The 24,233-nt window shown below is 29.1% G+C and carries 25 protein-coding genes and 1 other annotated feature; of the genes, 20 read left to right on the top strand and 5 right to left on the bottom strand.

What is annotated here, in order from left to right; genetic code table 11:
- Positions 1-10: 10 nt before the first annotated feature.
- The 5 genes from IO99_RS11500 to IO99_RS11480 all read left to right on the top strand — a co-directional run bounded on the left by IO99_RS11500 (position 11) and on the right by IO99_RS11480 (position 4,040).
- The gene (locus IO99_RS11500) at positions 11-667 is read left to right on the top strand and encodes a response regulator transcription factor (protein ID WP_035133540.1); all 657 of its coding nucleotides are present in this window, start codon (positions 11-13) and stop codon (positions 665-667) included.
- The gene (locus IO99_RS11495) at positions 667-2,106 is read left to right on the top strand and encodes a HAMP domain-containing sensor histidine kinase (protein WP_035133538.1); all 1,440 of its coding nucleotides are present in this window, start codon (positions 667-669) and stop codon (positions 2,104-2,106) included. The genes IO99_RS11500 and IO99_RS11495 overlap by 1 nt, the downstream gene beginning before the upstream one ends.
- Positions 2,107-2,223: 117 nt before the next feature.
- Entirely contained in the window at positions 2,224-2,634 is a 411-nt protein-coding gene (locus IO99_RS11490) for a hypothetical protein (protein WP_035133536.1), read from the top strand.
- 152 nt (positions 2,635-2,786) lie between these two features.
- Complete coding sequence (locus tag IO99_RS11485; RefSeq protein ID WP_035133534.1) at positions 2,787-3,530, top strand: NAD(P)H-dependent oxidoreductase; 744 nt, start codon at positions 2,787-2,789, stop codon at positions 3,528-3,530.
- A 159-nt stretch (positions 3,531-3,689) separates the two neighbouring features.
- On the top strand, positions 3,690-4,040 hold the full coding sequence (locus IO99_RS11480; protein WP_035133532.1) for a hypothetical protein: 351 nt from the start codon (positions 3,690-3,692) through the stop codon (positions 4,038-4,040).
- A gap of 121 nt (positions 4,041-4,161) precedes the next feature.
- Here the strand turns inward: IO99_RS11480 and IO99_RS11475 are convergent, their stop codons facing one another.
- Entirely contained in the window at positions 4,162-6,318 is a 2,157-nt protein-coding gene (locus IO99_RS11475) for a C25 family cysteine peptidase (RefSeq protein ID WP_051824068.1), read from the bottom strand.
- Positions 6,319-7,037: 719 nt separating this feature from the next.
- On the opposite strand from IO99_RS11475, the gene IO99_RS18440 reads away from it, so the two are divergent.
- The 3 genes from IO99_RS18440 (at position 7,038) to IO99_RS11460 (ending at position 9,100) form a co-directional block, all read left to right on the top strand.
- Positions 7,038-7,859, top strand: a complete 822-nt coding sequence (locus IO99_RS18440) for a GNAT family N-acetyltransferase (protein ID WP_051824067.1) — start codon at positions 7,038-7,040, stop codon at positions 7,857-7,859.
- Positions 7,860-7,961: 102 nt separating this feature from the next.
- A complete protein-coding gene (locus tag IO99_RS11465; protein ID WP_035133530.1) occupies positions 7,962-8,465 on the top strand; it encodes a flavodoxin family protein in 504 nt (167 codons plus the stop codon).
- Positions 8,462-9,100 carry an NADPH-dependent FMN reductase family protein gene (locus IO99_RS11460; RefSeq protein WP_035133528.1) on the top strand — a complete coding sequence of 213 codons (639 nt, stop codon included), beginning with the start codon at positions 8,462-8,464 and terminating at the stop codon, positions 9,098-9,100. Before IO99_RS11465 ends, IO99_RS11460 begins: the two co-directional genes overlap by 4 nt.
- A 183-nt stretch (positions 9,101-9,283) precedes the next feature.
- On the opposite strand, the gene IO99_RS11455 is transcribed toward IO99_RS11460, so the two are convergent.
- Positions 9,284-9,751: a VOC family protein gene (locus IO99_RS11455; RefSeq protein WP_035133526.1), complete on the bottom strand. Its 468-nt coding sequence runs from the start codon at positions 9,749-9,751 to the stop codon at positions 9,284-9,286.
- Positions 9,752-9,876: 125 nt separating this feature from the next.
- Between IO99_RS11455 and IO99_RS19075 the strand changes: the two genes are divergently transcribed.
- On the top strand, positions 9,877-10,029 hold the full coding sequence (locus IO99_RS19075) for a hypothetical protein (protein ID WP_156964342.1): 153 nt from the start codon (positions 9,877-9,879) through the stop codon (positions 10,027-10,029).
- A 121-nt stretch (positions 10,030-10,150) separates the two neighbouring features.
- Here IO99_RS19075 and IO99_RS11450 read toward each other — a convergent pair whose 3' ends face one another.
- Positions 10,151-10,504 (bottom strand): hypothetical protein, encoded by a 354-nt coding sequence (locus tag IO99_RS11450; protein ID WP_035133524.1) that lies wholly within the window; start codon positions 10,502-10,504, stop codon positions 10,151-10,153.
- 459 nt (positions 10,505-10,963) lie between these two features.
- Here IO99_RS11450 and IO99_RS19070 point away from each other — a divergent pair, with 459 nt between their 5' ends.
- The 8 genes from IO99_RS19070 to IO99_RS11415 all read left to right on the top strand — a co-directional run bounded on the left by IO99_RS19070 (position 10,964) and on the right by IO99_RS11415 (position 16,289).
- Positions 10,964-11,137: a hypothetical protein gene (locus IO99_RS19070; RefSeq protein ID WP_156964341.1), complete on the top strand. Its 174-nt coding sequence runs from the start codon at positions 10,964-10,966 to the stop codon at positions 11,135-11,137.
- Between the two features lie 20 nt (positions 11,138-11,157).
- On the top strand, positions 11,158-11,634 hold the full coding sequence (locus IO99_RS11445) for an NUDIX hydrolase (RefSeq protein ID WP_035133521.1): 477 nt from the start codon (positions 11,158-11,160) through the stop codon (positions 11,632-11,634).
- Between the two features lie 155 nt (positions 11,635-11,789).
- Positions 11,790-13,034: an SEC-C metal-binding domain-containing protein gene (locus IO99_RS11440; RefSeq protein ID WP_035133520.1), complete on the top strand. Its 1,245-nt coding sequence runs from the start codon at positions 11,790-11,792 to the stop codon at positions 13,032-13,034.
- Positions 13,035-13,360: 326 nt separating this feature from the next.
- Positions 13,361-14,194: a GNAT family N-acetyltransferase gene (locus tag IO99_RS11435; RefSeq protein WP_035133518.1), complete on the top strand. Its 834-nt coding sequence runs from the start codon at positions 13,361-13,363 to the stop codon at positions 14,192-14,194.
- 67 nt (positions 14,195-14,261) lie between these two features.
- Entirely contained in the window at positions 14,262-14,729 is a 468-nt protein-coding gene (locus IO99_RS11430; protein ID WP_035133516.1) for an HIT family protein, read from the top strand.
- 33 nt (positions 14,730-14,762) lie between these two features.
- On the top strand, positions 14,763-15,326 hold the full coding sequence (locus IO99_RS11425) for a GNAT family N-acetyltransferase (RefSeq protein WP_051824066.1): 564 nt from the start codon (positions 14,763-14,765) through the stop codon (positions 15,324-15,326).
- Between the two features lie 36 nt (positions 15,327-15,362).
- Positions 15,363-15,890: a GNAT family N-acetyltransferase gene (locus IO99_RS11420; protein WP_035133514.1), complete on the top strand. Its 528-nt coding sequence runs from the start codon at positions 15,363-15,365 to the stop codon at positions 15,888-15,890.
- A gap of 54 nt (positions 15,891-15,944) precedes the next feature.
- Positions 15,945-16,289, top strand: a complete 345-nt coding sequence (locus IO99_RS11415; protein WP_035133512.1) for a DUF1801 domain-containing protein — start codon at positions 15,945-15,947, stop codon at positions 16,287-16,289.
- A gap of 338 nt (positions 16,290-16,627) precedes the next feature.
- Here the strand turns inward: IO99_RS11415 and IO99_RS11410 are convergent, their stop codons facing one another.
- Positions 16,628-17,740 (bottom strand): DEAD/DEAH box helicase, encoded by a 1,113-nt coding sequence (locus IO99_RS11410; protein ID WP_035133510.1) that lies wholly within the window; start codon positions 17,738-17,740, stop codon positions 16,628-16,630.
- Positions 17,741-17,942: 202 nt separating this feature from the next.
- On the opposite strand from IO99_RS11410, the gene IO99_RS11405 reads away from it, so the two are divergent.
- Entirely contained in the window at positions 17,943-18,665 is a 723-nt protein-coding gene (locus tag IO99_RS11405; RefSeq protein WP_035133507.1) for a DUF434 domain-containing protein, read from the top strand.
- Between the two features lie 273 nt (positions 18,666-18,938).
- Here IO99_RS11405 and IO99_RS11400 read toward each other — a convergent pair whose 3' ends face one another.
- Positions 18,939-19,595, bottom strand: a complete 657-nt coding sequence (locus IO99_RS11400) for an HAD family hydrolase (protein ID WP_035133505.1) — start codon at positions 19,593-19,595, stop codon at positions 18,939-18,941.
- 520 nt (positions 19,596-20,115) lie between these two features.
- Here IO99_RS11400 and abc-f point away from each other — a divergent pair.
- Positions 20,116-21,768 carry a ribosomal protection-like ABC-F family protein gene (abc-f, locus tag IO99_RS11395; protein ID WP_035133503.1) on the top strand — a complete coding sequence of 551 codons (1,653 nt, stop codon included), beginning with the start codon at positions 20,116-20,118 and terminating at the stop codon, positions 21,766-21,768.
- An 87-nt stretch (positions 21,769-21,855) separates the two neighbouring features.
- Positions 21,856-22,086, top strand: a binding site (T-box leader).
- A gap of 65 nt (positions 22,087-22,151) precedes the next feature.
- Complete coding sequence (gene thrS, locus IO99_RS11390; RefSeq protein ID WP_035133501.1) at positions 22,152-24,059, top strand: threonine--tRNA ligase; 1,908 nt, start codon at positions 22,152-22,154, stop codon at positions 24,057-24,059.
- The last annotated feature ends 174 nt before the right edge of the window (positions 24,060-24,233 follow it).

Raw genomic sequence — 24,233 nt, 5'->3', positions numbered from 1 at the left:
GGAGGTTCCTATGAAAATTTTAGTTGCTGATGATGATGAGAGAATTTTAAGACTTATTGCTGATTATTTAACTTTTAATAAATTTGAAGTAATTACTGCAAAGGATGGTAAGCTTGCTTTAGAGAACTTTGATGATACCATTGATTTAGTAATTTTAGATGTTATGATGCCTATTTATGATGGATGGATTGTATGTAAAGAGATTAGAAAGATATCAGAAGTACCTATAATTATATTAACGGCTAAAGATAGTGATTTAGATGAACTTTTTGCCTTTGATATAGGAGTGGATGACTATGTATCTAAACCATTTAACATAGCCCTATTACTTGCTAGAGTTAATAGACTTTTAAAAAGTAAAATTATTAAGGCGGGGAGTATTGTATTTAAAGGAATTGAAGTAGATGAAGAAAGTCACATGGTAAAAATAGATGGTAAGGAGAAAGAACTAAATCCGAAAGAATATGAACTATTAATTTACTTTATAAAAAATGTAAATAAAGTAATAAGCAGAGAAACACTACTAAGAGTTATATGGGATGAAGATTACTTTGGTGATACTAGAACTGTAGATACTCATATAAGTCGGTTGAGAAATAAATTGGAAGATTATAATAAGTATCTAAAGACCATAAGAGGTTTCGGATATAAGTTTGGAGAAGTATGATGAAATCAATTAAATTAAAGCTATTTTCTGGTATAGTTCTCATATTTAGTATTTTTATTTTAGGGATTGCAACCTATGGAGTCACATATAAAGACTTTTTTCAGAGAGAAAAGTTAAAGGAAATGAATGATGTAATTGAAGAGATTAAAAACTATATAGATAAAGACTATGATAATAGAGTGGATGGGAAGTTAGAAGGACTTTCAGAGAAGTATAGTGTTCAAATAGATATTAAAGATGTACTGACATCAGAAAGTATATTTTCTAGCCATAAAATGGGTAAAAATAATATGATGAATGGGCAGCAGAGGTTTGAAGTTATAGAATTTATAGGTGAAAAAGAGGGAATAAGTGAAACCATAACCCTTGATAGATATACAGGTGTAGAGTTCTTAACTGCCGTGGGGAAAAATGTATATACTTACGAGATAAGTGTTAAAACACCAATTACTATTATTGATGATGCAGTAAATAAATCTATGAAGCTTTTATTTATGATAATGATACCTGTTGGATTTATAGCACTTTTTATTACAGCATTATTTTCAAGACAATTTACTAAACCAGTAATAGAAATAACTAAAAAAACTAGAAAAATAGAAGAACTAAGCTTTTGTAAGGATTTAAATATAAAGAGTATTGATGAAATAGGAACACTAGCTAAAAGTGTTAATAATTTATCCCATAAAATAGAAGAAACCTTAAAAAATCTAAAAGAAAAGAATTTAGAGTTAGAGACTATGATGAATAATGAAAAGAAAAATCAATTAGCCAGAAGGGAATTTGTGTCCTCCGTATCTCATGAATTAAAAAGTCCAATAACTGTTATTTCAGGTTATATTCAAGCACTACAAGAAGGGTTTATATCTTCAGAAGAGGATAGAAAATATTATTTAGATGTAATAGGTGAAGAAACAGAAAGATTAGGAATCATAGTTAATGATCTTTTAGACTTATATAAACTAGAATCAAATACCTTTAAATTAAATAAAAAAGAAGTAAATATAAATAGTTTAATGAAAAAAACTCTAGAGAAAAATAAATTTAGATTCGAAGAAATGAACATAAATCTTAACTTTACGGAAGGTAAAAATATTACTATTATAGTGGATGAAGTTAGATTAGAGCAAGCAGTACAAAATTATATTAATAATGCCCTTAGCCATGTAGATGAAAATAAAATAATAGATATTAATCTAAAAGTAATTGAAGATAATGTAGTAATCTCTGTGTATAATAGTGGCAGTAACATTGAAGATGATAACCTTACTAGGATTTGGGAAGGGTTTATAAGGGTAGATAAGGTAAGAAACTATAAAGAAAAACGTCTAGGTTTAGGTTTAGCCATAGTGAAACAAATAGTAAATCTTCATGAGGGTACCTATGGGGTAAAGAATAGAAAATATGGTGTGGAATTTTGGATAAGCTTAAGGTTATAAAAATGTATACTTATTTTAATCTAACTATTAGATTGTTGTAACATTAATGTAACATTCCCTTGTTATTATAAAGATGTAAAGAAAATAAAAAATAATTAATGAAGGGAAGGATTTAATATGAAAAAATCAATGATAGCCTTAGCACTAGTAGGAGTAATTACCGCTTCGGGAGCAACTATGGCCTTTGCGGAGGAAAATTTAGGAGGAGCTTTTAGAAATGGTGGAGCCACTCAGGTTCAAAGCTTAGTAGAAGAAGGAAAGACTTTAGAAGATGCAAAGGAAATTATGCTACAAGAGAAATATGAAAGAGTAGATGCAGCGGTAGAAAGAGGAACAATAACTGCAGAAAGAGGAGAAGAAATTAAAGCTGAAATGGCTGAAAATAGTGCTACTTGTGATGGGACTGGCATGAATAGAGAAAACAAGGAAGGCTATGGACTTAATCAAGGCTTAGATAATGGTGTAGGTCAAGGTAGAGGAGCTGGCCAAGGAAAAGGTGCTGGTAGAGGAAATTGTATAAATAACTAAATTTATTATTTAGATAGATAATATTATAGGAAGGATAGATATATTTATATAAGTATATCTACCTTCCTCTTTTTTATAGTATTTCTTTACATTAGTTAGGCTAATTATGGTAAAATATTGTATATATACTATGACTATGAGGAGATAATAATATGAAATGTGTAGTTATTCATGGTAGTCCAAGAAGAGGAAATACATGGAATGTATTAACCTTAATAAAGGAAGAAATAAGAAAAAATTTAGACATAGAGTTTATTGATATTGAGCTAAGAAAAGAAAATCTTCCCATATGTATAGGATGTTTTAATTGCATTTATAAGGGCGAAGATAAATGCCCCCACAAAGATATTATGAGTGAAATTGTGAAAGAAATTAAAGAAGCAGAAGCACTAATAATTACTTCTCCCGTATACTCTATGCAAATAAGTGGATTACTAAAAAACTTTATAGATCATATGTCTTACAATTTCCATAGACCAAGTTTATTTACAAAGAAGGCTTTAATAATAACCACCACAGCTGGCGCAGGTCATAAGGATGCTGCAAACTATGTGAGAAGTGTTTTAAACTACTGGGGATTTAATCATGTTCAAACTTTACCAATTGCTTATAGAAGTAGGGAACTTACAGAGAAAAATAAAATAAAGGTATTAGAGGGTGGAAAAAAATTTAGTGAGGAATTAAAATCTAAAAAGATTCATAAACCATCCTTAAAATCAGTAGTTATGTTTAATCTTTGGAAAGCCATGTCAAAGGAGAAATATGAAGAAGGAAGTGCAGACTATGACTACTGGCATAGTGAAGATATGAGTAAAGGTGTATTCTCACCTCAAGTTCCTATTGGTATATTAAAAAAATTAATGGGAACAATTATTTATGGGCTAATGAATAAATAAGGTATGTATAAATATATAAAAGATGGTAAATAATATATGCAAGATATAAGAATTTAGCTTGAACTATAACATGATAAGTACTATAATATGAATACATTATTTAATAATGTATTCATATTATAGTTATTAAATAAAAAATCTGCGGTTGGGGTGATGGTTTTGGATATAGAAATTGAAGATATACTTGTAAAGCTGTTAGAAGGTCAAACAAGACTTGAGACAGAAATTAATGGTGTTAAAAGTGAGATAAAGAAGAATTCAATAAAAATTGAAGCTATAGAAAAAAATATAGATATGATTGTAGAAGTACAAAGTTCACATAGGGAACAAAATGAAAGTTCATTTAAAAGCACAGATTTAATAATAGAAGAGAAGACAAACTTAATTGAGAAATCAATAAAAAACATTTCTAAAAATGTTAAAGAAGTAAAAGAAAGCATAGAAGTATTAAAAGATATGACAGGTAGACATGAAGTAGATATTAACATACTAAAACGAAGACCGGTATAGATAAAAATTTAATGACTTCATTAATAACCATTTTATTAATTTAAGATAGTTATTTTTTATGGCTAAAATATAGATTAAATACTAAGGGGGTGCTACAAGCACCCCTTTATATATTATAGATTTAGTTAGCTATAGGATAACTTGCATTTAGGTTATATTTAGTAGAAGTACTATGAGCACCATTATATCCAACAACTTTAAGATAGTATGTGCCTAGTGTACGTGCTGAATAAGAAATGGATTCATTTGATGTTGAGCTTTTAGTAGAAGAGGCTACTCTTTTTCCTGATGAGTTATAGAGATATAAGTCATAGTCATATGGTAGATTTGTTAATGTTGCAGATATAACACCAGATTTGTTAGTTGTTACTTTATAATAATCAACGTCTGTATTTGAATATATATATGAACTATAATCTATACCACTATTTATAGTATATGCTTGGGAAGTAGAATCGTTTGGTTCATATGGGTCTGCTGGTTCTTCTGGATTTGTAGGATCCGTTGGATTTGTAGAGTCTGGTAGGATTTGTATAGATGGGTCACCGAATAATGTCCAAGTGTTGAAGGTTAACAAATCACTGCTTGTACCGTTATCTAGCATTCTAGTTTCGCCAGAGTAACACAAGCCGCCTAGTGATACCCTACTGTTATTGCAAAGTAAGTCAATTATTCCGTCTTGACCATTCATAGGAGGTATCCAAGGTTGATTTACTGTTGACATTAATGTTCCTATTGCACCTATTGGGTTTCCGTTACTATTCTTTGAGCGAAGCCAAGTTTCTGCAAAACAAGTACCGCTTTGGAATTTACCACTTACACAAGAAACACTTATAATAAAAGGAAGTTGTCCTGGGTTTTGAAGATTTTTTATATTGGTATTACTGAAGCCTGTTGTTACCCAGTAATTTTCAGCACCGTGTCCACAATAATTTATTATACCTCTGCCTTGGTTTAGACTATTGGTAACAGAAGAAGCTGATGCACCTGGATCGTATATACTATCCACTTGAGTATAACCTGCATTTAGAAGTCTACTCTTTATACTATCCATTTGTTGTATATCTGTTTCTCCAGAACCTTCGTCTGATGCTATACCAACACCTTTTTTAAACCATGCAGCTGTATTATAACCATTTTGTTCAAACTCAATAGATCTTTGTACTTGAGTTTCAACATCTGCAATACTTTCTGCAGAAAAACGGCCTACATATATGTCAGGATAATCATCTGAACCTGCAACCTTTGTATAAGTAGGATCAGAAACCCCTGTAGAGTAAGTAGGAGAGGATACATGTGCATAGTCACCCACAAGAAGTACATAAGTTAATTCAGGGTGTTGATTGTAATAGTTTTGTATATAATTTTTTATTTCAGTTGGATTATTAGATGATGATACTGTAGACATATTTACTAATGTAGTGTTTATTCCTCTGGAGTTTTTCCAATTAATAAAGGAATTCATAGCACTACTAAACTGATCATAAGATATGATAAGCATAGAGCCTGTTTCTGAAGGATTATTCATTAAACGATGAGTAGGAGTTTTTACATTACTGTAGTTAATAAATGTGTTTGAATAAGCAGGTTCGAAATCAGAAGTGATTTTATTAGATCTTGAAGTGGTAAGTGAATTTAATGATGATTTACCATCTGTTATTATTTCTACAGTTACGGATTTATAAACTCTTAAAGTTTCATTTTTAGGTTTATATTGAAATGCATTTAATGTAATAGTTGTCCCTCTCAATTCTCTCATTATAAAAGGTTCACTAAAAGAAACTAATTCTGAAGGATAAAAGTTTTTATTTTTATATTCCTTACCTAATTTATAAGGTATATCTTCAGGATTTTTATCCCTTGTTATAGAACCTTTTGAAGGAGCTATAGGGAGTTTTTTATAGTCTTTATACTCTGATGATATAACGGTTAACTTAACGTCGGCATCATTTGGTATAACTATATTTCTGCATATGCGAGGAAGTTCAGGAGCCCCTTCTTCAAGAGGTAAGCTAGTACCCTCACAATTAATATTATAGTAAGATTTATTGTTAATGTTTACTAAGTCCGTACTAAAATTATTAATATCAAATTTTACAACTGTATGGTGAGAATCAGACTCTAACACAGTAACACTAACATCATCAGTGCTATTTGAGTTACCATCATTGTCAAGGCTAGAAGTGGTTCTAGTATTAAATACGAAGAAACATTGAGTAACTAAAAATGTCAGTAGAAATAAAAATACTGATAGTTTTGATTTAAACAATTTTTTCATACATTCCCTCCTAAAAATTAGAATTTAATAGAGATAAAATAAATAGAAAATTATCTAAATAGTACATCCCTCCTTTTAAATTATTATAATTGTAACTTATGATATGAAGTGTGTTTTGTCTATATAGATAACAACTAAAATATGAAATTATTAAAGTTGGTTATCTCAAATATAATATTATGGAAAATTGTAATTTTAACATGGGGTTTGAAAATTAATTATGTGATAATAGATAAATTATATTATATAAAATTGGATGAATAATTTTTGAAGATGTTTATAAAAGTAGTTCATCACTTTTATGAAAGAATGCATAAAGATTTTATGCATAATTATATGTAATAATTAAATGAAAAATTTATGTTATTTATATATTAGAACAAATTTACATAATTGTAAATATGAAATGTGAAATTTCTTTAAAAAGTTAATTAAATGGAAATAAATAACAAAAGCTTAAATTTAAAATAGTGTATATGACATGCAATATACGGAAATTTGCATGGGTAAGATGTAACTTTATTGTGTGATGAATAATTGTTAGATAAAATGAGATAACTATAAATTTGAATAATACTTTATTAGTATAATATGTTATAATTTTCTTATTAAAGATAATCACTTGAAGAAAAAGTAATAAGTTCATCTAGTAGTAAGAGCATAGTTTATATAATAAAACATTTAAGTGAAAATTAAATTTAAAAAGTGGGGGAACTATGATGTATAAAATTAAAGATAGTAAAAAAAAACATATGATAGAAGCTTATGACCAAGACAATAACTTAGTAGGGGAAGGTATAATTTCACCTTTTATGGAATCTGATTTATATGAAAGGCCTAGATTAAATATCTACATTGATATTAAAGTAAAAGATGTTATAGATAAAAGTGAGTTAAAAGATCAAATCTTTGATGAAATAATGAAGAAATCACAAGTAATAAGACAAGAAAATAAGGAGCTTGATGTAAGAATCTATCATTGTTGTTTTTCAGACAATAAAGAGAATATAGCATATTATTCTTCTAAAAAAGGTTTTAACCATGATGAAGGAATGCATATTATAAAGAAAAAAATAACTGAGGAGCGTTTCCAGATTACAGATATTGAGGGTATAGACTTTGCTACTCTTGAATTTATAGACGAGGATGAGATAAAACAGTTAGTAGAAAAGCAAAACGAAGTATTTGTTAGAGGCTATTCCATTGAGGATATAAAGGAATTAAGAAGGGAAAATCAATGGTTCAGTATAGCAGCTAAACATAGGGGAGAAATTGTAGGTAATATTATTATTATCGTAAAGGAAGATGGATTAAACAATAAATATGGTTGGGTGGATGATTTATTTGTTTCAAAAGAATGGAGAAAGCAAGGTGTTGGAAAAAATCTGATTATAAGAGCCTTTCAAGGGTTAAAGGATTTAAATATCAAGGAATCAAGACTAGAAGTCTGGAGTGCAAACAAAAGAGCATTGTCAGTTTATAATAGTGTAGGATATAAGTTTCACGAAGAGACAGAATCATCAATTGGGATGTCTCTTTAATGCTATTTTATATGAAATACTTAACTTGTAATGATGATTATTTATATGGGGATACAATAATTGAAAGTTATATTATAAACTATAAGAAAGGAACATTGTAAAATGAAGTTATTGATACATGATTTAGAAAGTAAGGATTTTAAAAAGATATTTCCTAATCAATTAGATGATACAATGGTTATTTCAGATGATGGAACTATACATCATTGTATTGGATGTTTTGGGTGCTGGATAAAGACACCAGCAGCTTGTGTAATACGAGATAAATATGGTGATATGGGAGAGTATTGGTCAAAGTGTCAAGAGGTCATTCTTATTAGTAAATGTTGTTATGGTGGATTTAGTCCCTTCGTAAAAAATGTATTAGACCGAAGCATTTCTTATATCCATCCCTATTTTGTAATAAGAAATGGAGAAATGCATCATCGAAGAAGATATAAAAATCGTATGGATATGAGGGTTTGGTTTTATGGTGAGAATATAACTAAAAAAGAAAAACAAACTAGTGAAAAATTGGTGAAAGCAAATTCTATTAATTTGGATTGTCATGTTAGTAGTATTTCATTTGTTAACAGCATTGAGAAAATGGAGGATGAGATACTATGAAAATAGCTCTTATTAATGGAAGCCCTAAAATTAAAGATAGTGCCTCTGATTGCATCTTACAAGAGTTGAAAGTTTTTTTAAGTAAGCAAGATAATACGATTATAGAATATCACTTTAGAAAGCCACAATTGAGTATAAAGGAAATGGAGAATCTAGTAGAATGTGATGATTTAGTATTTGCGTTTCCTCTATATGTAGATGGAATTCCATCTCATTTGCTAAATTGCCTTACAAAATTAGAAAATTATTTTCAAGCTGTAAATGAAAAAGAGATTAAAGTTTATTCTTTGGTGAATTGTGGATTTTATGAAGGTCATCAGAATAAATTAGCAATTGAAATTATGGAAAATTGGTGTATAAAAGCAGGACTTCAGTGGGGACAAGGGCTTGGAATTGGTGCAGGCGGCATGCTCCCATCCTTAAAAAATGTACCTATTGGTAATGGACCTAAGAAAAACTTAAAAAAAGCTATAAACCAAATTGCAAACAATATTTTAAAATCCACCTCAGAAGATAATATATTTATAACAGCAAATTTTCCAAGGGTTGCCTATAAGTTTGCTGCAGAAATGGGATGGAGGCAATCTATTAAAGGAAATGGGTTAAAGAGGAAAGACTTATTTTTAAGAAAATAATAGTTTTTTTACTTATTTGGAACAGAAATAATGAAATTCTAAATGATATGAAAGAAAATATTAATACTGAATTATTTAAATTTGGAAATAAGAATACCGCTTATTCATTATGAATAATACGGCATTTTTATTTATTGAAGAGCCTTTGAAAAAAGCTTAAAATCAACTTACTATAGGCATAATCTACTTTAGGCAAAAGTTTACATAATCAACTGGTACATCCATTCTAATAGCAATTTCCTTAATTGATAAGCCATTATTCAAGAATCTTCTGACAACAATGATCATATTTTCACCAACTTCAATAATATGATTGTCAGGGTCGTAAAAACGAACAACACGCTGCCCCCAAGAATGTTCTACTATGGAATGTACATAATTAATATCTGTCATGTTATTAAGCCTTTGAATAAAGCAATCAAAATTATCTTCTTCAAAGTATAATTCTGTGTCATTTCCTCCAAATACAATTTCATTATCTTTTTTATGAATAAAAGTACACCACGAATCTTTTGTTTGTAATGCAATGCCTCCTGTTAAAGTCACATTTTCACCAAAATCCTCAACAACCTTTAATCCAAGCACTTCATAATAAAACAACTTTGATTTTTCTATATCAGAAACCACTATTAATGGACTCGAAAATTTCATTATATTCCTCCTCATATAAGTGACAATTATTATTTACTTTAATTATTATAGTAACTTTTTAACATATTTTTCATATTGTGTAATTGGCAAGAAAATTTGATCATTAATGAAAGGGGGGGATTATCATGTTTAAGGAAAAAACGTACAATAAGAATAATTGTAAAAATTCTAGTTATAAATATAAATGTCAGTGTTATACACATGAATATATAGGTATTGCAAGAATTGTTAAATCACAGCAATACCCAAAACAACCATCATTTTCTTGGAGCTTCTAGCTAAACTAACCAAGTGTAAATAGAAATGTGTATAAATTTATATTGAGCTGTCATCCCTGACAGCTCTTATTGTTTAATGGCTAAGTGCTAGTTGTTTTCATTAGCTCAATTTTCTAAAAAATTAGATAGCTGTTCCTAATTTCTTCATTGTATAACCTATGATAAATAAATCAATGACTAATCCTAAAACTATAATAGCTGTTTTTGAAATTAGTGATAAATGAAAGCTAAGGGATATTTTAATAAATATCAGTGATGTTAATAAGCATATAATTATAAATACACCAATCAAAATAGCAAATTTTTTAATGCCATTTTTTTTTGCATATCCAATAATATCATCAATACTATACAATAGAATGGTTATCATTAATATGGCACTATCCCATTGCTGAATTCCAATAAGTTTAGCTAAAATCCATAAAAGTATACCCAATACGATGATAAGGTGCTTGTATTTTTTCCATGAATTCATTTTAAATTACTCCTATTCACTCAGAATGCATTAGAATTATTTATTGATTCTGTTTAACTAATATACATAGTATAACATATTTTCCAATACAGTTCTATTAAGCTTTAAATACCAAGCTATTGTAATTCATTTTTCAACATTTATTTATTATTAGCTATATAAACACTTATGCTATAAAATAATTTCTGCAATATAATATATAAAACTAAAGAATGTATTTGGATTTTCATTAAAATAGGAAAATAGGTATATAGAAAACTATTTACATAGGTATATAGGAAACTATTAAAATATATAACTATTTAAATAGTTGCTTTATTCATGCGGGTTTGGGAGGTTTTCATGTTTTAGTAGGAAGAATTAACGAAGTAAGAATTTTTTATTTTATCTTTACTTTTATTGGTTTATGATTAATTTGTGGGTTATAATGTATTATCTAGTATATAAAGGAGGATAAACATGCTATATATAGTCTATGGTTTTATAGGATTATTAGTATACTATTTTGTTACAGTGCTATTTGGTGGAGATTCTGGAATAGGGATATTAGCTGCAATAATAATAGTATGTTCAATGATTATTATAGAAAAACTTAATGATATAAAAACGAAATTAGATGGAAAAGATAAATAAATTTTAATTGGAGGTTTAAAATGGATTGTGGATTTGAAAAAGAAGATGGATGGTTTAGATATAGAGCAGCAGCGATTATAATAGAAAATGGACAAGTACTTTTTGCTAAAAATGAAGTAGATGATTATTATTACTCCGTTGGGGGAGGTGTACATCTTGGAGAAAAGGCAGAAGATGCAGTAAGAAGAGAGGTTTTTGAAGAAACAGGCGTAGAATACGAGATTGAAAGATTAGTTTTTATTCATGAGAACTTTTTTCATGGTACTGGATCATTAGAAGGGTTAAAATGTCATGAAATAGCCTTTTACTTTTTAATGAAGCCAAGAGGAAGTCAAGAACTCAATAGCAATAGTTATTCCCTGGGTGGTCGTGAATATATGCATTGGCTACCTATTGAAAAATTGAGGGATTATTTAGCTTTTCCTAGCTTCTTTGCAGAGAAACTAACATGTATTAGTGATACTGTTGAACATATTGTCACATATGAGAGCATTTAATTTAATATTATAACATAAGACAATGATATTAAAAGTATCATTGTCTTATGTTATAATTTATTAAATAAGGAATTAACTATTTTACTTCAATAGAAATTAATAAATAATTATAGTACAATAGTTTTTGAAACATAAAGATAAATCAGGAGGGAACAATGAAAGAAAAATCTTATTTCTGTGAAAAAAAAGTTACGGATGAAACTACTAATGAAACAAACATCCTAGAACATGAAGCTAATGACTTAAAGAATGAAAAATATTTAGAAGATGTAGATACTGAAATTGCAGGGTTAGTAGATGAAATTATCCTTAAAAGAATTCAAAGGACAGCTAAGAGTGCATTGAAAAGAGAGTGTTCTAAAGATTTAAAGGAACTTCTAAAAGTGGAAACCAAGGATACTTTAAAAGAGATAATGAATGAATTAAACATTGAATATAAGTCAGCTGATAAAAAAGATGATTTGATTGATAAAATTGCCATTAATTATGAAGATGCAATCTTAAAAGTATTGAAATATGTAGATAGTGATTGTTATATTTCTTTACAAAAAGTACTAAAAAATAATGGAATTATTCCTATAAGTGGACATATGGATGAGTCCGAAAACTCTATATTTATGCAAGAAATGGGAATGTTATATATTGCTGAAAGTGATGATAAATTATATCTTTGTGCACCAGAGCAGTTTCTTAAAGTTATACCGCAAATAGACAAGAAGTCTATAGAGAAGAATGATGAAATAATAAAGTTATTTAGAGGTATGCTTTACTATTATGGTGGGATTTCTGCAAAAGAATTTATGGAAAGATTACCTGAGGATGTAAAGATAGATTTACCATTAGAAGAAGTAGAGAAAATTTTAGCTATGGGAGAAAAAACTTGTGCTGAGTATATCTATGAAGATAGTTTTGGGTTAAATGGTTTTTTATGCGATATACAGGAGTTGGAAGCTCTAAAATTACAAGGATTAACAGATGACTACAAACAACTTACAAAAACAGAGTTGCTTAAGGCTAGTAGAAGAGATTACATAGGTGATAAAAATAACTATAAAAAATTTATAAAAGTTATTAAGGATAACTATGATATACCAGGAGATGGTATAGAACAATTACTGGAGTTTACATATGAAACATATCAATTAGAAGGTAAAGAAGAACTAATTAAGAAGGCTCTTGATCATCTATCTGTACCAGAATTTTTGGAAAGTGAAATAATTAATGCAATAGATGATGTTTGTAGGAAAATCCCAGCTTGGAAATATAATGGGTATACAGAAGCAGAGAAAAATAATTCTAATAGAGTTAACATAGAAAAGGTAAGAGTTGGAAGAAACGATCCTTGCCCATGTGGTAGTGGTAAAAAGTATAAAAAATGCTGTGAATCTAAGGGATTATAACTTGGTTAGGAAAGTCTTAGTTTTATAAAGTTTAATTTAATAGTAAACATAAGTAAATAAACTTCAGAGGAGATAGTGCTCTTCTGAAGTTTATTTTTGTTTAAATTTGTTTGATTTGCTCATAAGATAAATAGATATCCATGTAAAATAAAGTATAACTTTATAAAAAGAGGAATATTAAAGTTTTTAGCGTATATATAAAGGATGGTAAAAATGTTCTATTAAAATAAAGGAATTATTGGGATTTAAATGAAGAATAGCAGAATAGAAATGGGTATATAGTAGCAATATCTTTATGATAAATGATTTGGAGGATATATTTAATTATGAACTTATGTATTAAAGAGTATAAGTATGAATATAAAGATGAAGTAAATAAACTTATTTCAGATGATGATTTTGTAAGAAATGATGTAATTAACTGCTTAAATAGATGGCCTCAGTATGGGAGCATTGTTATAGTTGCATCTGAAGTGGTTGGTGTAGGTATATTTACTGAAGCAAGTAAAAAGACTAGTATGACTTTTTATGTGAAACCAGCAAAAAGAAAAAAAGGTATTGGAACTGCCTTGTTAAAGCACTTAGAGGATACAATGAGAAATGTTGGAGTTGAGGAAATAGTTTGTGATTTTAGAGTTAGTGATGTTGAAAAAACATTTTTGTATAAAAATGGGTATAACTATTGGTTTACATCTAATTTTATGACTTATAATGGCAGTAAATTGGCGGTAGATAATGATGAAATTATAAATTATGAAGATAAGTATTATCATGAATGTCAAAAAATTTTCAGTGAATCATTTCATAAAATGCGTTTATCTGTGGGTTTAGATTCTACATTGAGCCTACCAAGTGAGGAAGAGAGAAATCAGTATAAAGAAAATGCAGAAAATATATTTCTGTTACGTAAAAATGATGAAATAGTAGCAGCTGTTAGACTTGAAGCTAATGAAATAGATTCACTTGCAGTAGGAGTAGAGCATCAGCATAAAGGGTATGGAAAAGCATTGTTAAGCTATGCTGTTAATAGATTGTTAGATAAAGGATATACAACAGTGGCACTTTGGGTAGTTGAAGGAAATTCAGCAAGGTTTTTATATGAAAAGGTAGGTTTTATAAAAGAACGTGAACATGAGTTTGTTGTTAAAGGTATAAAGTAGAAAAGGTTACAAATAAAAGTTTATAGAGTAAATAATTTTTATTTATAACATATGGAGGAAATATATTATGAATAGTTGGAAAAGTGATAGAATTGGTTCTGCAGAAAGAGATGAAAATCCTACAGTAATGGTAAAAATGAAAAGCGGCTTTGCTGTTATAGGAGATAATCAATTTCTGCCTGGATATTGTGTTCTTCTTGGATATCCGAGAGCGAGTTCATTAAATGAATTATCTCTAGAAGAAAGAACTCAATATTTAACTGATATGACATTAATAGGAGACGCCATTATAAAAGCATGTAATCCATTAAGAATTAATTACTCTATTTTGATGAATTTAGATCACTATTTACATGCGCATATTGAAGCTCGTTATGATTGGGAACCTGAAGAGAATAAGTGCAGACCATCTTATTTTTATCCAAAGGAACAAAGATATGGTAGTCAGTATGAATATTCAGATGAAAAATATGGTGATTTAAAAACAAATATAACAGAGAATTTGTTGAAATTAATGAAGGAGATTGATTACTAGATGTAGGAAGAATATTTAAGTGAGGTGTAGAACGTGGTTGATTACAATGAAATTTTAAGAGAAAATTTATTCTTAAAATCAAAGAGGTTAATTTTAAGACCATTCACTATGGATGATATAGATGATGTTTTTTTATATGCCAGTGATGATGTTGTAACAAAATATTTAACATGGCCTTCATATAAGGATATATCAGAAATAGAGGACGTTGTGAAAACATACTATATTGATAAAAGTGGAGTTTTTGCAATTGAATTAGAAGAAGAAGAAAAATGTATTGGATGCATTGATTTAAGACCATATATTGAAGATAATAAAGCGAGTTTTGGTTATGTTTTGAATAGAGGTTATTGGAATAAGGGTTATATGTCAGAGGCTTTAAATCTAATATTAGACTTTTCTTTTTCAAAACTAGAATTGAATCGTGTTGAAGCTACGCACTACATAGGAAATGAGGGCTCTGGTCGTGTTATGCAAAAATGTGGTATGAGATATGAAGGAACTGGCATACAGGAAGTAAAAGTAAAAGGTATTTTATATGATGTTGTTCATTATGCAATTTTGAGAGAAGAATGGTTAATTGGATATAGTGACTAATGAAGATAAATTTAAGTTAATTGGAGGGGTACATATATGGATATAGTTTTTGAAATAGGACAAGCTGATGATTTTGATGAGTTAGAACAGCTTTATAACGATTTAAATGACCATTTAGCAGAAGGAGTAAACTATCCTGGATGGAAAAAAGGGATATATCCTGTACGGCAAAATGCAATTGATGGAGTTAAACATGGAAATCTTTATGTAGCAAAGCATAATAATAAAATAGTTGGTTCTATTATTTTAAGCCATGAGCCTGAACCTGCATATTATAATGCAGAATGGGGATTTAAGTCTGATTATTCAGATGTTTTTGTAGTATATACATTTGTAGTACACCCAAAGTTTTTCAAATGTGGTGTAGGTAAAGCGTTAATGGATTTTGCTATTGAGCATAGTATTAAGTCACAGGTTAAATCAATTAGATTGGATGTCTATGAAGGTAATATACCTGCAATTAAGCTATATGAAAAATGTGGTTTTAAATATATTGATACTGTTGATTTAGGGCTTGGAAACTATGGGTTGAATTGGTTTAGATTATATGAAAAATTACTTTGACAGTGTGAGTATACTCTATAGTTAAATTATTAAGTATAAAAGTGGGAGGAAATTATGGGGATTAAATGTAAAGAAGTTTCAGATTATTTTGCAAGTTATGGAGTGGAAAAAGAAAAACGATTGGAGTCTATTAGAAATATAATTCATGATATAGTTCCTGATATAAAGGAAAAAATGTGGACTAAAGTTCCATGTTTCTATATAGATAGAACAACTATTGTTATTCGCGTATTCAATGATCATATAAATATTTTTGTGGATGAAGTATTTCAATATAAAGATGAGTTATTAGAATATAAAATTACACCAAAAGGCGCACTACAAGTATTTGATAACCAGGTAATACCATTTGAAACTTTATCAAAGATATTTAGGGCTTGTTTCACAAGTGTGTATTAGGATTCCTATAACTGCCCATCACACCTTATATGATTGTTTGGCTTGTCAGCATATTTGTCTACAATCTGCTTATGAGTATTCAAGAAATCATAAGAGATTAGAAGAAGTATTGAACTAATGGAGAACCTATTGTAGAGAAGGTGTTTTGCTGGGAAAACAACTGTATGATGAAGGATATTTTTTAGAGGCAATAAAGCAAAGGAAGGAAATTGGACAAATATATGATGAAGTAATACTTAGAAGTAAGACTTTAAAATAAGGATTTTATATTTAAACTAGGTACTGAGGGAAATAAATCCCCTAGTACCTTATTATTTTATATCATGTTAAACTTCAAGTTACACTAAATCTATATTTCTTCTAGAAATTTTAAATCCTATTTTTTCTTCAATTTTTTCAAGTAAATAGGTATCTTTGGGATCCATAAAACAGCAAGTATAGCCACTTTCACCAGCTCTAGCTGTTCTACCAATTCTATGAATATAGCTTTCTGGAGATTCTGGAATGTCATAGTTATATATGTGAGTAATACCAGAAATATCAATACCTCTTGCAGCTACATCCGTTGCAATTAGATATTGAATATCCGCATTTCTAAAGGACTTCATGATTCTTTCTCTTTTATTTTGAGGAACATCGCTATGAATTTTCTCGCAATTAAATTTTCTTTTACCCATAGCCATTTCAAGAGCATCGGCTCTTCTTTTAGTTCTGCAGAAGATTATTGCCATAAATGGGTTATCTTCTTCAAGAGCTTTGAAGAGGGAATCTTGCTTTAATCGATCGGTAGTTTCAACGATTTCTTGATTTATAGTAGAAAGAGTTATGCTTTCTTTTTTTACAGACACCACAATAGGATCTTTCATATATCTATAAGCAAGTTTTTTAACAGAAGAATCCATAGTAGCAGAAAAACATAATGTTTGATGGTTTTTAGGGGTATGCTTAATTATATTTTCTACTTCATTTTTAAAACCCATAAGTAGCATTTGATCTGCCTCATCAAGAACAAAGGTTTTAAGCTTAGATAAATTGATTGATTTTCTCTCAAGATGGTCAAGAAGTCTTCCAGGGGTAGCTATTATTAAGTGAATGCTTCCCTTAAGCTTATTTAATTGGGAACCTATATCTTTTCCACCATAAGCAGCTAAAATATTTATGTTTACGCTCTCAGCTAATTTAGAGGCCTCGTTAGTAATTTGAATGGCTAACTCACGGGTTGGAGTCAGTATTAACACTTGTGTAGCATCAAGGTTCGGATTAATATTTTCAAAAATGGGCAATAGAAATGCTAAAGTTTTACCTGTGCCAGTTTGAGCTTCAGCTATAAGGTCTTTTCCATCTTTAATATATGGAATACTTTCTCTTTGAATATCAGTTGGATCTTTTATCCCAGACTTATTTAATATATCTATTATATTTGTACTAATTCCTAATTCTTTAAAATTCATTTACTCATACCTTTCATCCTTTATTCAACGCCTAATAGTAACACATATTAAAGTATTTATCAATTTAATAGATTCCATACAAATGAGATGAATAATCCTTATAATGTGGAGCATAATGAATGGTGAAAAAGAAAGGTAGTAGAAAAGGCCATTGCAAGGTAATAACACGAAATATATTACTGTTGAAAGTAAGGTGAAGATATTGAGTAAAACTACTAGAAGAGGATATGTCCCAAGGGATGAAAAGGAATTTGGAGATGAATACAGATGTAAATTACAAAAGGCAGGAGAAGAGCTTTTGTTTCTATTAAATAGGGGATATAACATAAAGGGAGCATCAACTTTTATAGGAAATCACTATCTTTTATCTGAAAGGCAGAGGCTTGCATTAGTGAGGGGAATTTCTAAAAGTGAAGATGTTACAAATAGAAAATCTAAAGAAGTTACTGATTCTTTATCTGGGAAAACAATAAACATAGATGGCTTTAATACAATAATAACTCTAGAAGTTGCACTTTCTAATTCACTAATTATAAAGTCAATGGATGGTACAATAAGAGATTTAGCAGGACTTCGGGGTACATATTCAGTTATAGATAAAACAGATATAGCAATTAAACTACTAGGTGAAAGATTAGGACAATATAAAGTTAATAAAGCTATATTCTATTTAGATAAACCAGTTTCAAATTCAGGGAGACTGAAAATGAGAATCTTAGAATTACTAGAAAATTTACAATTTAAAGTGGATGTAGAGATTATTAACAATGTGGATAGTATATTAGAAACAAAAGAAAATGTAGTATCTAGTGATGCAATTATCATTGATAAATGTAAGAGTTGGATAAATATGAATAATAATATTATTGAGGATAAGAAGTTAGGGGTTAATTGTGTGGATTTTAGTAAATTTTATTTTTTGTAAGGATGTATGAACGCATAAGTAAAAACATTACTGTTTTGTATAAATCAACAGGTAAAAGAAGGCAAGCAATTTTGGAACCAAACGTAGTAAAAAGACGCATAAAAAGCTGTTGAGGGAGTGAGTAAAATTCTACTTAGATAGTAGCAAAATAAATACTTCTGCCATAGTTATTTGGCAGAGATATTTATTATTTTATTATAATACATTATTGAAAAAAAGTTCCATGTACACCTTCTGGAAAGAGATATCTATTCATTGACTTTTGGATTAATGTTATTCAAATAAAAACTTTTCAAGTTCCTCAACCTTATTAAAATAATAATCACAGTTTTTTTTCATAAATTCTATAATTAAGCTATTTGTGTGTGACCATCCAGCACTAGCAAAATCTACATTACATCTTTTTGCCATATCAAAGCCTGGCTTCAAATCATCAATCATTATAAGTTCGTTAGGTTTAAGGTTATATTTACGCATAATTTCCTGAAGAGGATATGGATTAGGCTTACGCTCTTCTTCACAGCGTTCCCATCCGAAAATCATGTCTGGAGCGAGACTACAATTCTCTAAATAATCACGATTTATATTTTCACTGTAAGAATGAGAGACAACGCAAACTAGTCCACCTTCTTCTTTTTGTCTTTGAATAATTCTTTCGAATCCAGTATAGAAGGCTGGTATGTTATATTGTACATACTCATTCCATGTAGTAAGTTGATATTCCATTTCCTCAGATGTAAACTTCAGAATATCAAAGCATAAAGAATTAAAGCCAGGATCAAAGCAGTACATCATAAATTCATCGAGAGTTATTTCTGTATTTGGACGAAGTTTAGACAATGTATTTTTGAACACTGGAAAATGTATTTCAGGTGTACTTCTAACAACGGTATCGTCATGATCAAGGACTAAACATTTATATTTTAACATAGCTGACTCCTTTTATATTTTTATGTTTTGAGATTTAATTTTTAATTTGTTAGTACTATAAATACAAATATATATTAACTAATATATATTATACATGAATATAAATATATTTTGGAGATATTTTCATATAGATTGTAGAGATAGGTTTGGAGTTAAATAAATTGACATACACATGAGTTATTTATATAATTATCATTGAGTAGTTTAAAACTCAATTTTAAGAAAGGCAAGGTATTTGCAGACATGAGAATATAATTCACTTTTATTTATGAGAAATCAAAATTAGAATGAGGCCTAAAGAAAGGCTTTGTTGTTATGCATTTTATTTGATTTTGTGAGTGGATAGTATTTTTGTAACTGTTGATATTTTGTCAATATAATGTTTTTTAATCTTAATGATGCTTTTAATCCTAATATATACTAATATTTTTGTATATATTTTAAGGGTTTATTCAGTGTATGTTAAAGATTATTATTAGTTGCGATGCTATCCTCTCCAGGTTATTAAGGAGGGGATTTTATGTTATTAGTTGAATGTAGTAATATTAAAAAAAGTTTTGGTGATAGATCCATCTTGGATATAGAAAGTTTAAAAGTTTATTCTCAGGATATAATAGGTATTGTAGGTATAAATGGAGTAGGTAAAACTACATTAATTAATATATTGTGCCAAAGATTGCAGTCAGATGAAGGCAATGTTAAGTTATATGGAACATACTCATATATATCACAGTTAGAAGGACCAGAAAGTACATCAATAACCAATGAAATGGCTTCTAGATTTAATGTAGAAAGTATTTGGAATGAGAGCATGAGTGGAGGAGAAAAGACTAGATTTAAACTTGCTCACGCCCTAAGCCAGAATAGTATGTTGATATTTGCAGATGAGCCTACTAGCAATATGGATATAGATGGCATTGAGCTTATGGAAAAAAGTTTTAAAAAATATAAGGGAGCATTAGTCCTTATATCTCATGATAGAAACTTCTTAGATGGATTATGCAATAAGATTTTAGAAATAGAGTATGGCAGAATAAAAATTTATAACGGTAATTATAGTGATTATGCTGCTCAGAAAGTCAAGGAGAGAGAAAGAGATGAGTTTGAATATGAGGAGTATATAAAGGAAAAGAAGCGACTCAAAAGTGTAATTAGTGATGCAAAACAAAAGGTAGAAAGTATAAAAACGGCTCCTAAACGAATGGGAAATTCCGAGGCTAGGCTTCACAAGATGGGAGGACAAAAGGCCAAGGCGAACATTGAAAGAGCGGTTAAAAATATTGAAAAGAGAATAGAACACCTTGAAGTTAAAGAAAAACCTAAAGAACAAGTTACCATAAAGCTAGACATTGAGGATTCAAATAAGCTCCATAGTAAAATAGTTATAGAGGGTAAAAATATAACTAAGGCATTTGACAAGAAGATGATACTAGATAATGCTGAATTTAGCATATATAACACCTCAAAGGTAGCACTCATTGGTCCTAATGGATGTGGAAAAAGTACTTTAATAAAGATGATAATGGACAATGATAAATCCATTAGAATTGCTAAAGGAGCAAATATAGGGTACTTTAGTCAAGCTATAGACATTTTAAAAGAAAATTATACTATTATAGAAAATGTAATGGAAAGTAGTATACATGATGAAACTTTCGCTAGGATACTACTAGCAAGATTATTATTTAAAAGAGAAGATATTTATAAAAAAGTAAGTGTATTAAGTGGAGGAGAACGAGTTAAAGTATCCTTTGCAAAAATGCTATTACAAAATATAAATCTTCTTATATTAGATGAGCCCACTAATTATATGGATATAAACTCTCTTGAGGTTGTAGAAAATGTACTTAAAGATTATTATAGCACTTTATTGTTTGTATCCCACGATAGAAGATTTGTAGAATCTATTGCAGACAATATAATGACTATAGAAAATCATAAAATTAAGATGTTTAAAGGTAATTATAATGAGTATTTAGAAAGCAAAAATAAATATAAGTATAATGATAAAGAAGAAATTGAAAATGAAATTTTCATATTGCAAAATCGTCTTTCAGAAGTTATTGGAAGGTTATCCATGCCATCAAAAAAGGATGATGTAGTAGCACTGGATGAAGAATATAATGAATTGTTACTAAGGTTAAAGGAATTAAAAACAAATTTATCAAAATAGTAAGAAAACTCTTTACAACATATTGCAAAAGTGATAGTATTGTTTTCAATAAGAGGAAGTGCACAGAGCTCTTTAAAATTAAAAATAAAATGAACAATGAAAGGGACGAGTATTATAGAGTACAATTTATAGAGAGGGAGTGTCACCGACTGTAAGCATTCCTAAATATGACTATAAGAAAACTAACCCTAGAGTTATGGCTGATTAGCTAATATTAGTAAAATGCCATCGGTAAATACCGTTATAAAATTTGAGATGAATTGAGTTATTTTAATTCAATTTGGGTGGAACCATGGATGTTATGCATTCGTCCCAAGGTGGGACGGATGCTTTTTTGTCGTATAATAACTAATTCAATAAATTTTGTTAAGGAGGGGATAAGTGTGATAAGTATAAAACTTAAAGATGGTTCAATAAAAGAAATTTGTGATGATTCTAATGTTTATGATCTTGCAAGTTCAATTAGTAAAAATTTAGCTAAATCAGCAATAGTAGGTGAAGTAAATGGAACCTTGGTTGATTTAAGTTGTAAATTAAAAGATAATGACCAGGTAAATATTTTAACCTATGATGATGAAAATGCTGTTGAGGTAATTAGACATTCAACTGCACATATTATGGCTCAAGCAGTAAAAAGAATTAATATTAATTCGAAACTTGCTATAGGACCTTCCATAAAAAATGGTTATTATTATGATTTTGATATTGAAAGTCCCTTATCTGCTGAAGATATAGATAAGATTGAAATAGAAATGAATAACATAATTAAAGAAAATTTAAAATTTGAGAGAATAGATGTTTCTACAGAAGACGCAATTAAGCTAATGGAGGAAAAAGGGGAAACTTATAAAGTTGAACTTATAAGAGACTTACCAGAAGGAGAGAAAATTTCCCTATATAAGCAGGGAGAGTTTATTGATCTTTGTAGAGGACCTCATATACCATCTACAAAGTATGTAAAAGCTTTTAAACTAACAAGTGTAGCTGGAGCATATTGGAGAGGCAATGAAAAAAATAAGATGCTACAGAGAATATATGGTGTTGCCTTTGCAAATAATACATTACTTGAAACTCATTTGCATAATGTAGAGGAGGCTAAAAAAAGGGATCACAGAAAATTAGGCAAAGAACTAAAATTATTTAACTTTGTTGATGAAGGCGTAGGATTTCCATTTTTCTTACCTAAAGGAGTAGTTCTTAAAAACACTTTAATTGATTTTTGGAGGACTTTGCATGCAGAAGCAGGTTATGTTGAGATCGAGACTCCAATAATGCTTAATAAAAGATTATGGGAAGTTTCTGGGCACTGGGATCATTATAAAGAGAATATGTATACTTCAATTATTGATGATGAGGAATTTGCATTAAAGCCAATGAATTGTCCAGGAGGAATGTTAGTATATAAATCTGAAGCTCATTCCTATAGAGATTTTCCAATGAGAGTAGGTGAACTTGGTAGAGTTCATAGACATGAACTTTCAGGAGCATTACATGGACTTATGAGAGTAAGAGCTTTTACACAGGATGATGCTCATATATTTATGTTACCAAATCAAATAAAATCAGAAATTAAAGGGGTAATAGAGCTCATTGATAAAGTTTATTCGAAATTTGGATTTAAGTATAATCTTGAGCTTTCTACAAGACCAGATAATTCCATGGGAAGTGATGAAGACTGGGAATTAGCAGAAGACTCCTTAAAAGGGGCTTTAGATGAATTAAGTTTAGACTATAAAATAAATGAAGGTGATGGAGCATTTTATGGTCCTAAGATAGATTTTCATCTTGAGGATAGTATAGGAAGAACATGGCAATGTGGAACAATTCAATTAGATTTTCAATTACCTCAAAGGTTTGAATTAGAGTATATTGGAAGTGATAATGAGAAACGTAGACCAATAGTTATTCATAGAGTAATATATGGAAGTATAGAAAGATTTTTAGGTATATTAATTGAACACTTTGCAGGAAAGTTTCCAACATGGCTTGCTCCGGTTCAAGTAAAGGTACTGCCTATATCAAATAAATTCAATGAGTATTCAGAGAGTATTAAAAAGAAGCTAAGTGAAAATGGAATAAGAGTTGAAATGGACTATAGAGATGAAAAGATAGGCTATAAAATAAGAGAAGCTAGAAATGAAAGAATACCTTATATTATTGTTGTAGGAGAAAAGGAAGAAAAAGAAAATACAATTTCACTACGTAGTAGAAAAAATGGAGATGAAGGAACTTTTAAATTAGAATTTTTAATAGAAAGAATCAGTAATGAAATAAGGAATAAAGAATTATAAAATAAGGTAAATATATAAAATAACATCCTGAAAATGGATGTTATTTTGTGTTTTTAGCAAAAATAAAATAGGCTTGATAGTAAAGATTCGGTTAAAGTAATTATAGGCAAAGTAAATTTATGGATAATTATTGATTTATGATGTATTAATAATTACATGTTGGATTTAGTGCAA

The sequence above is a fragment of the Clostridium sulfidigenes genome (assembly GCF_000732635.1).
Classification (GTDB): Bacteria; Bacillota; Clostridia; order Clostridiales; family Clostridiaceae; genus Clostridium_J; species Clostridium_J sulfidigenes.
The sequence above is the reverse complement of the archived record's forward strand: the minus strand, read 5'-3'. Positions and strand labels throughout refer to the sequence as shown.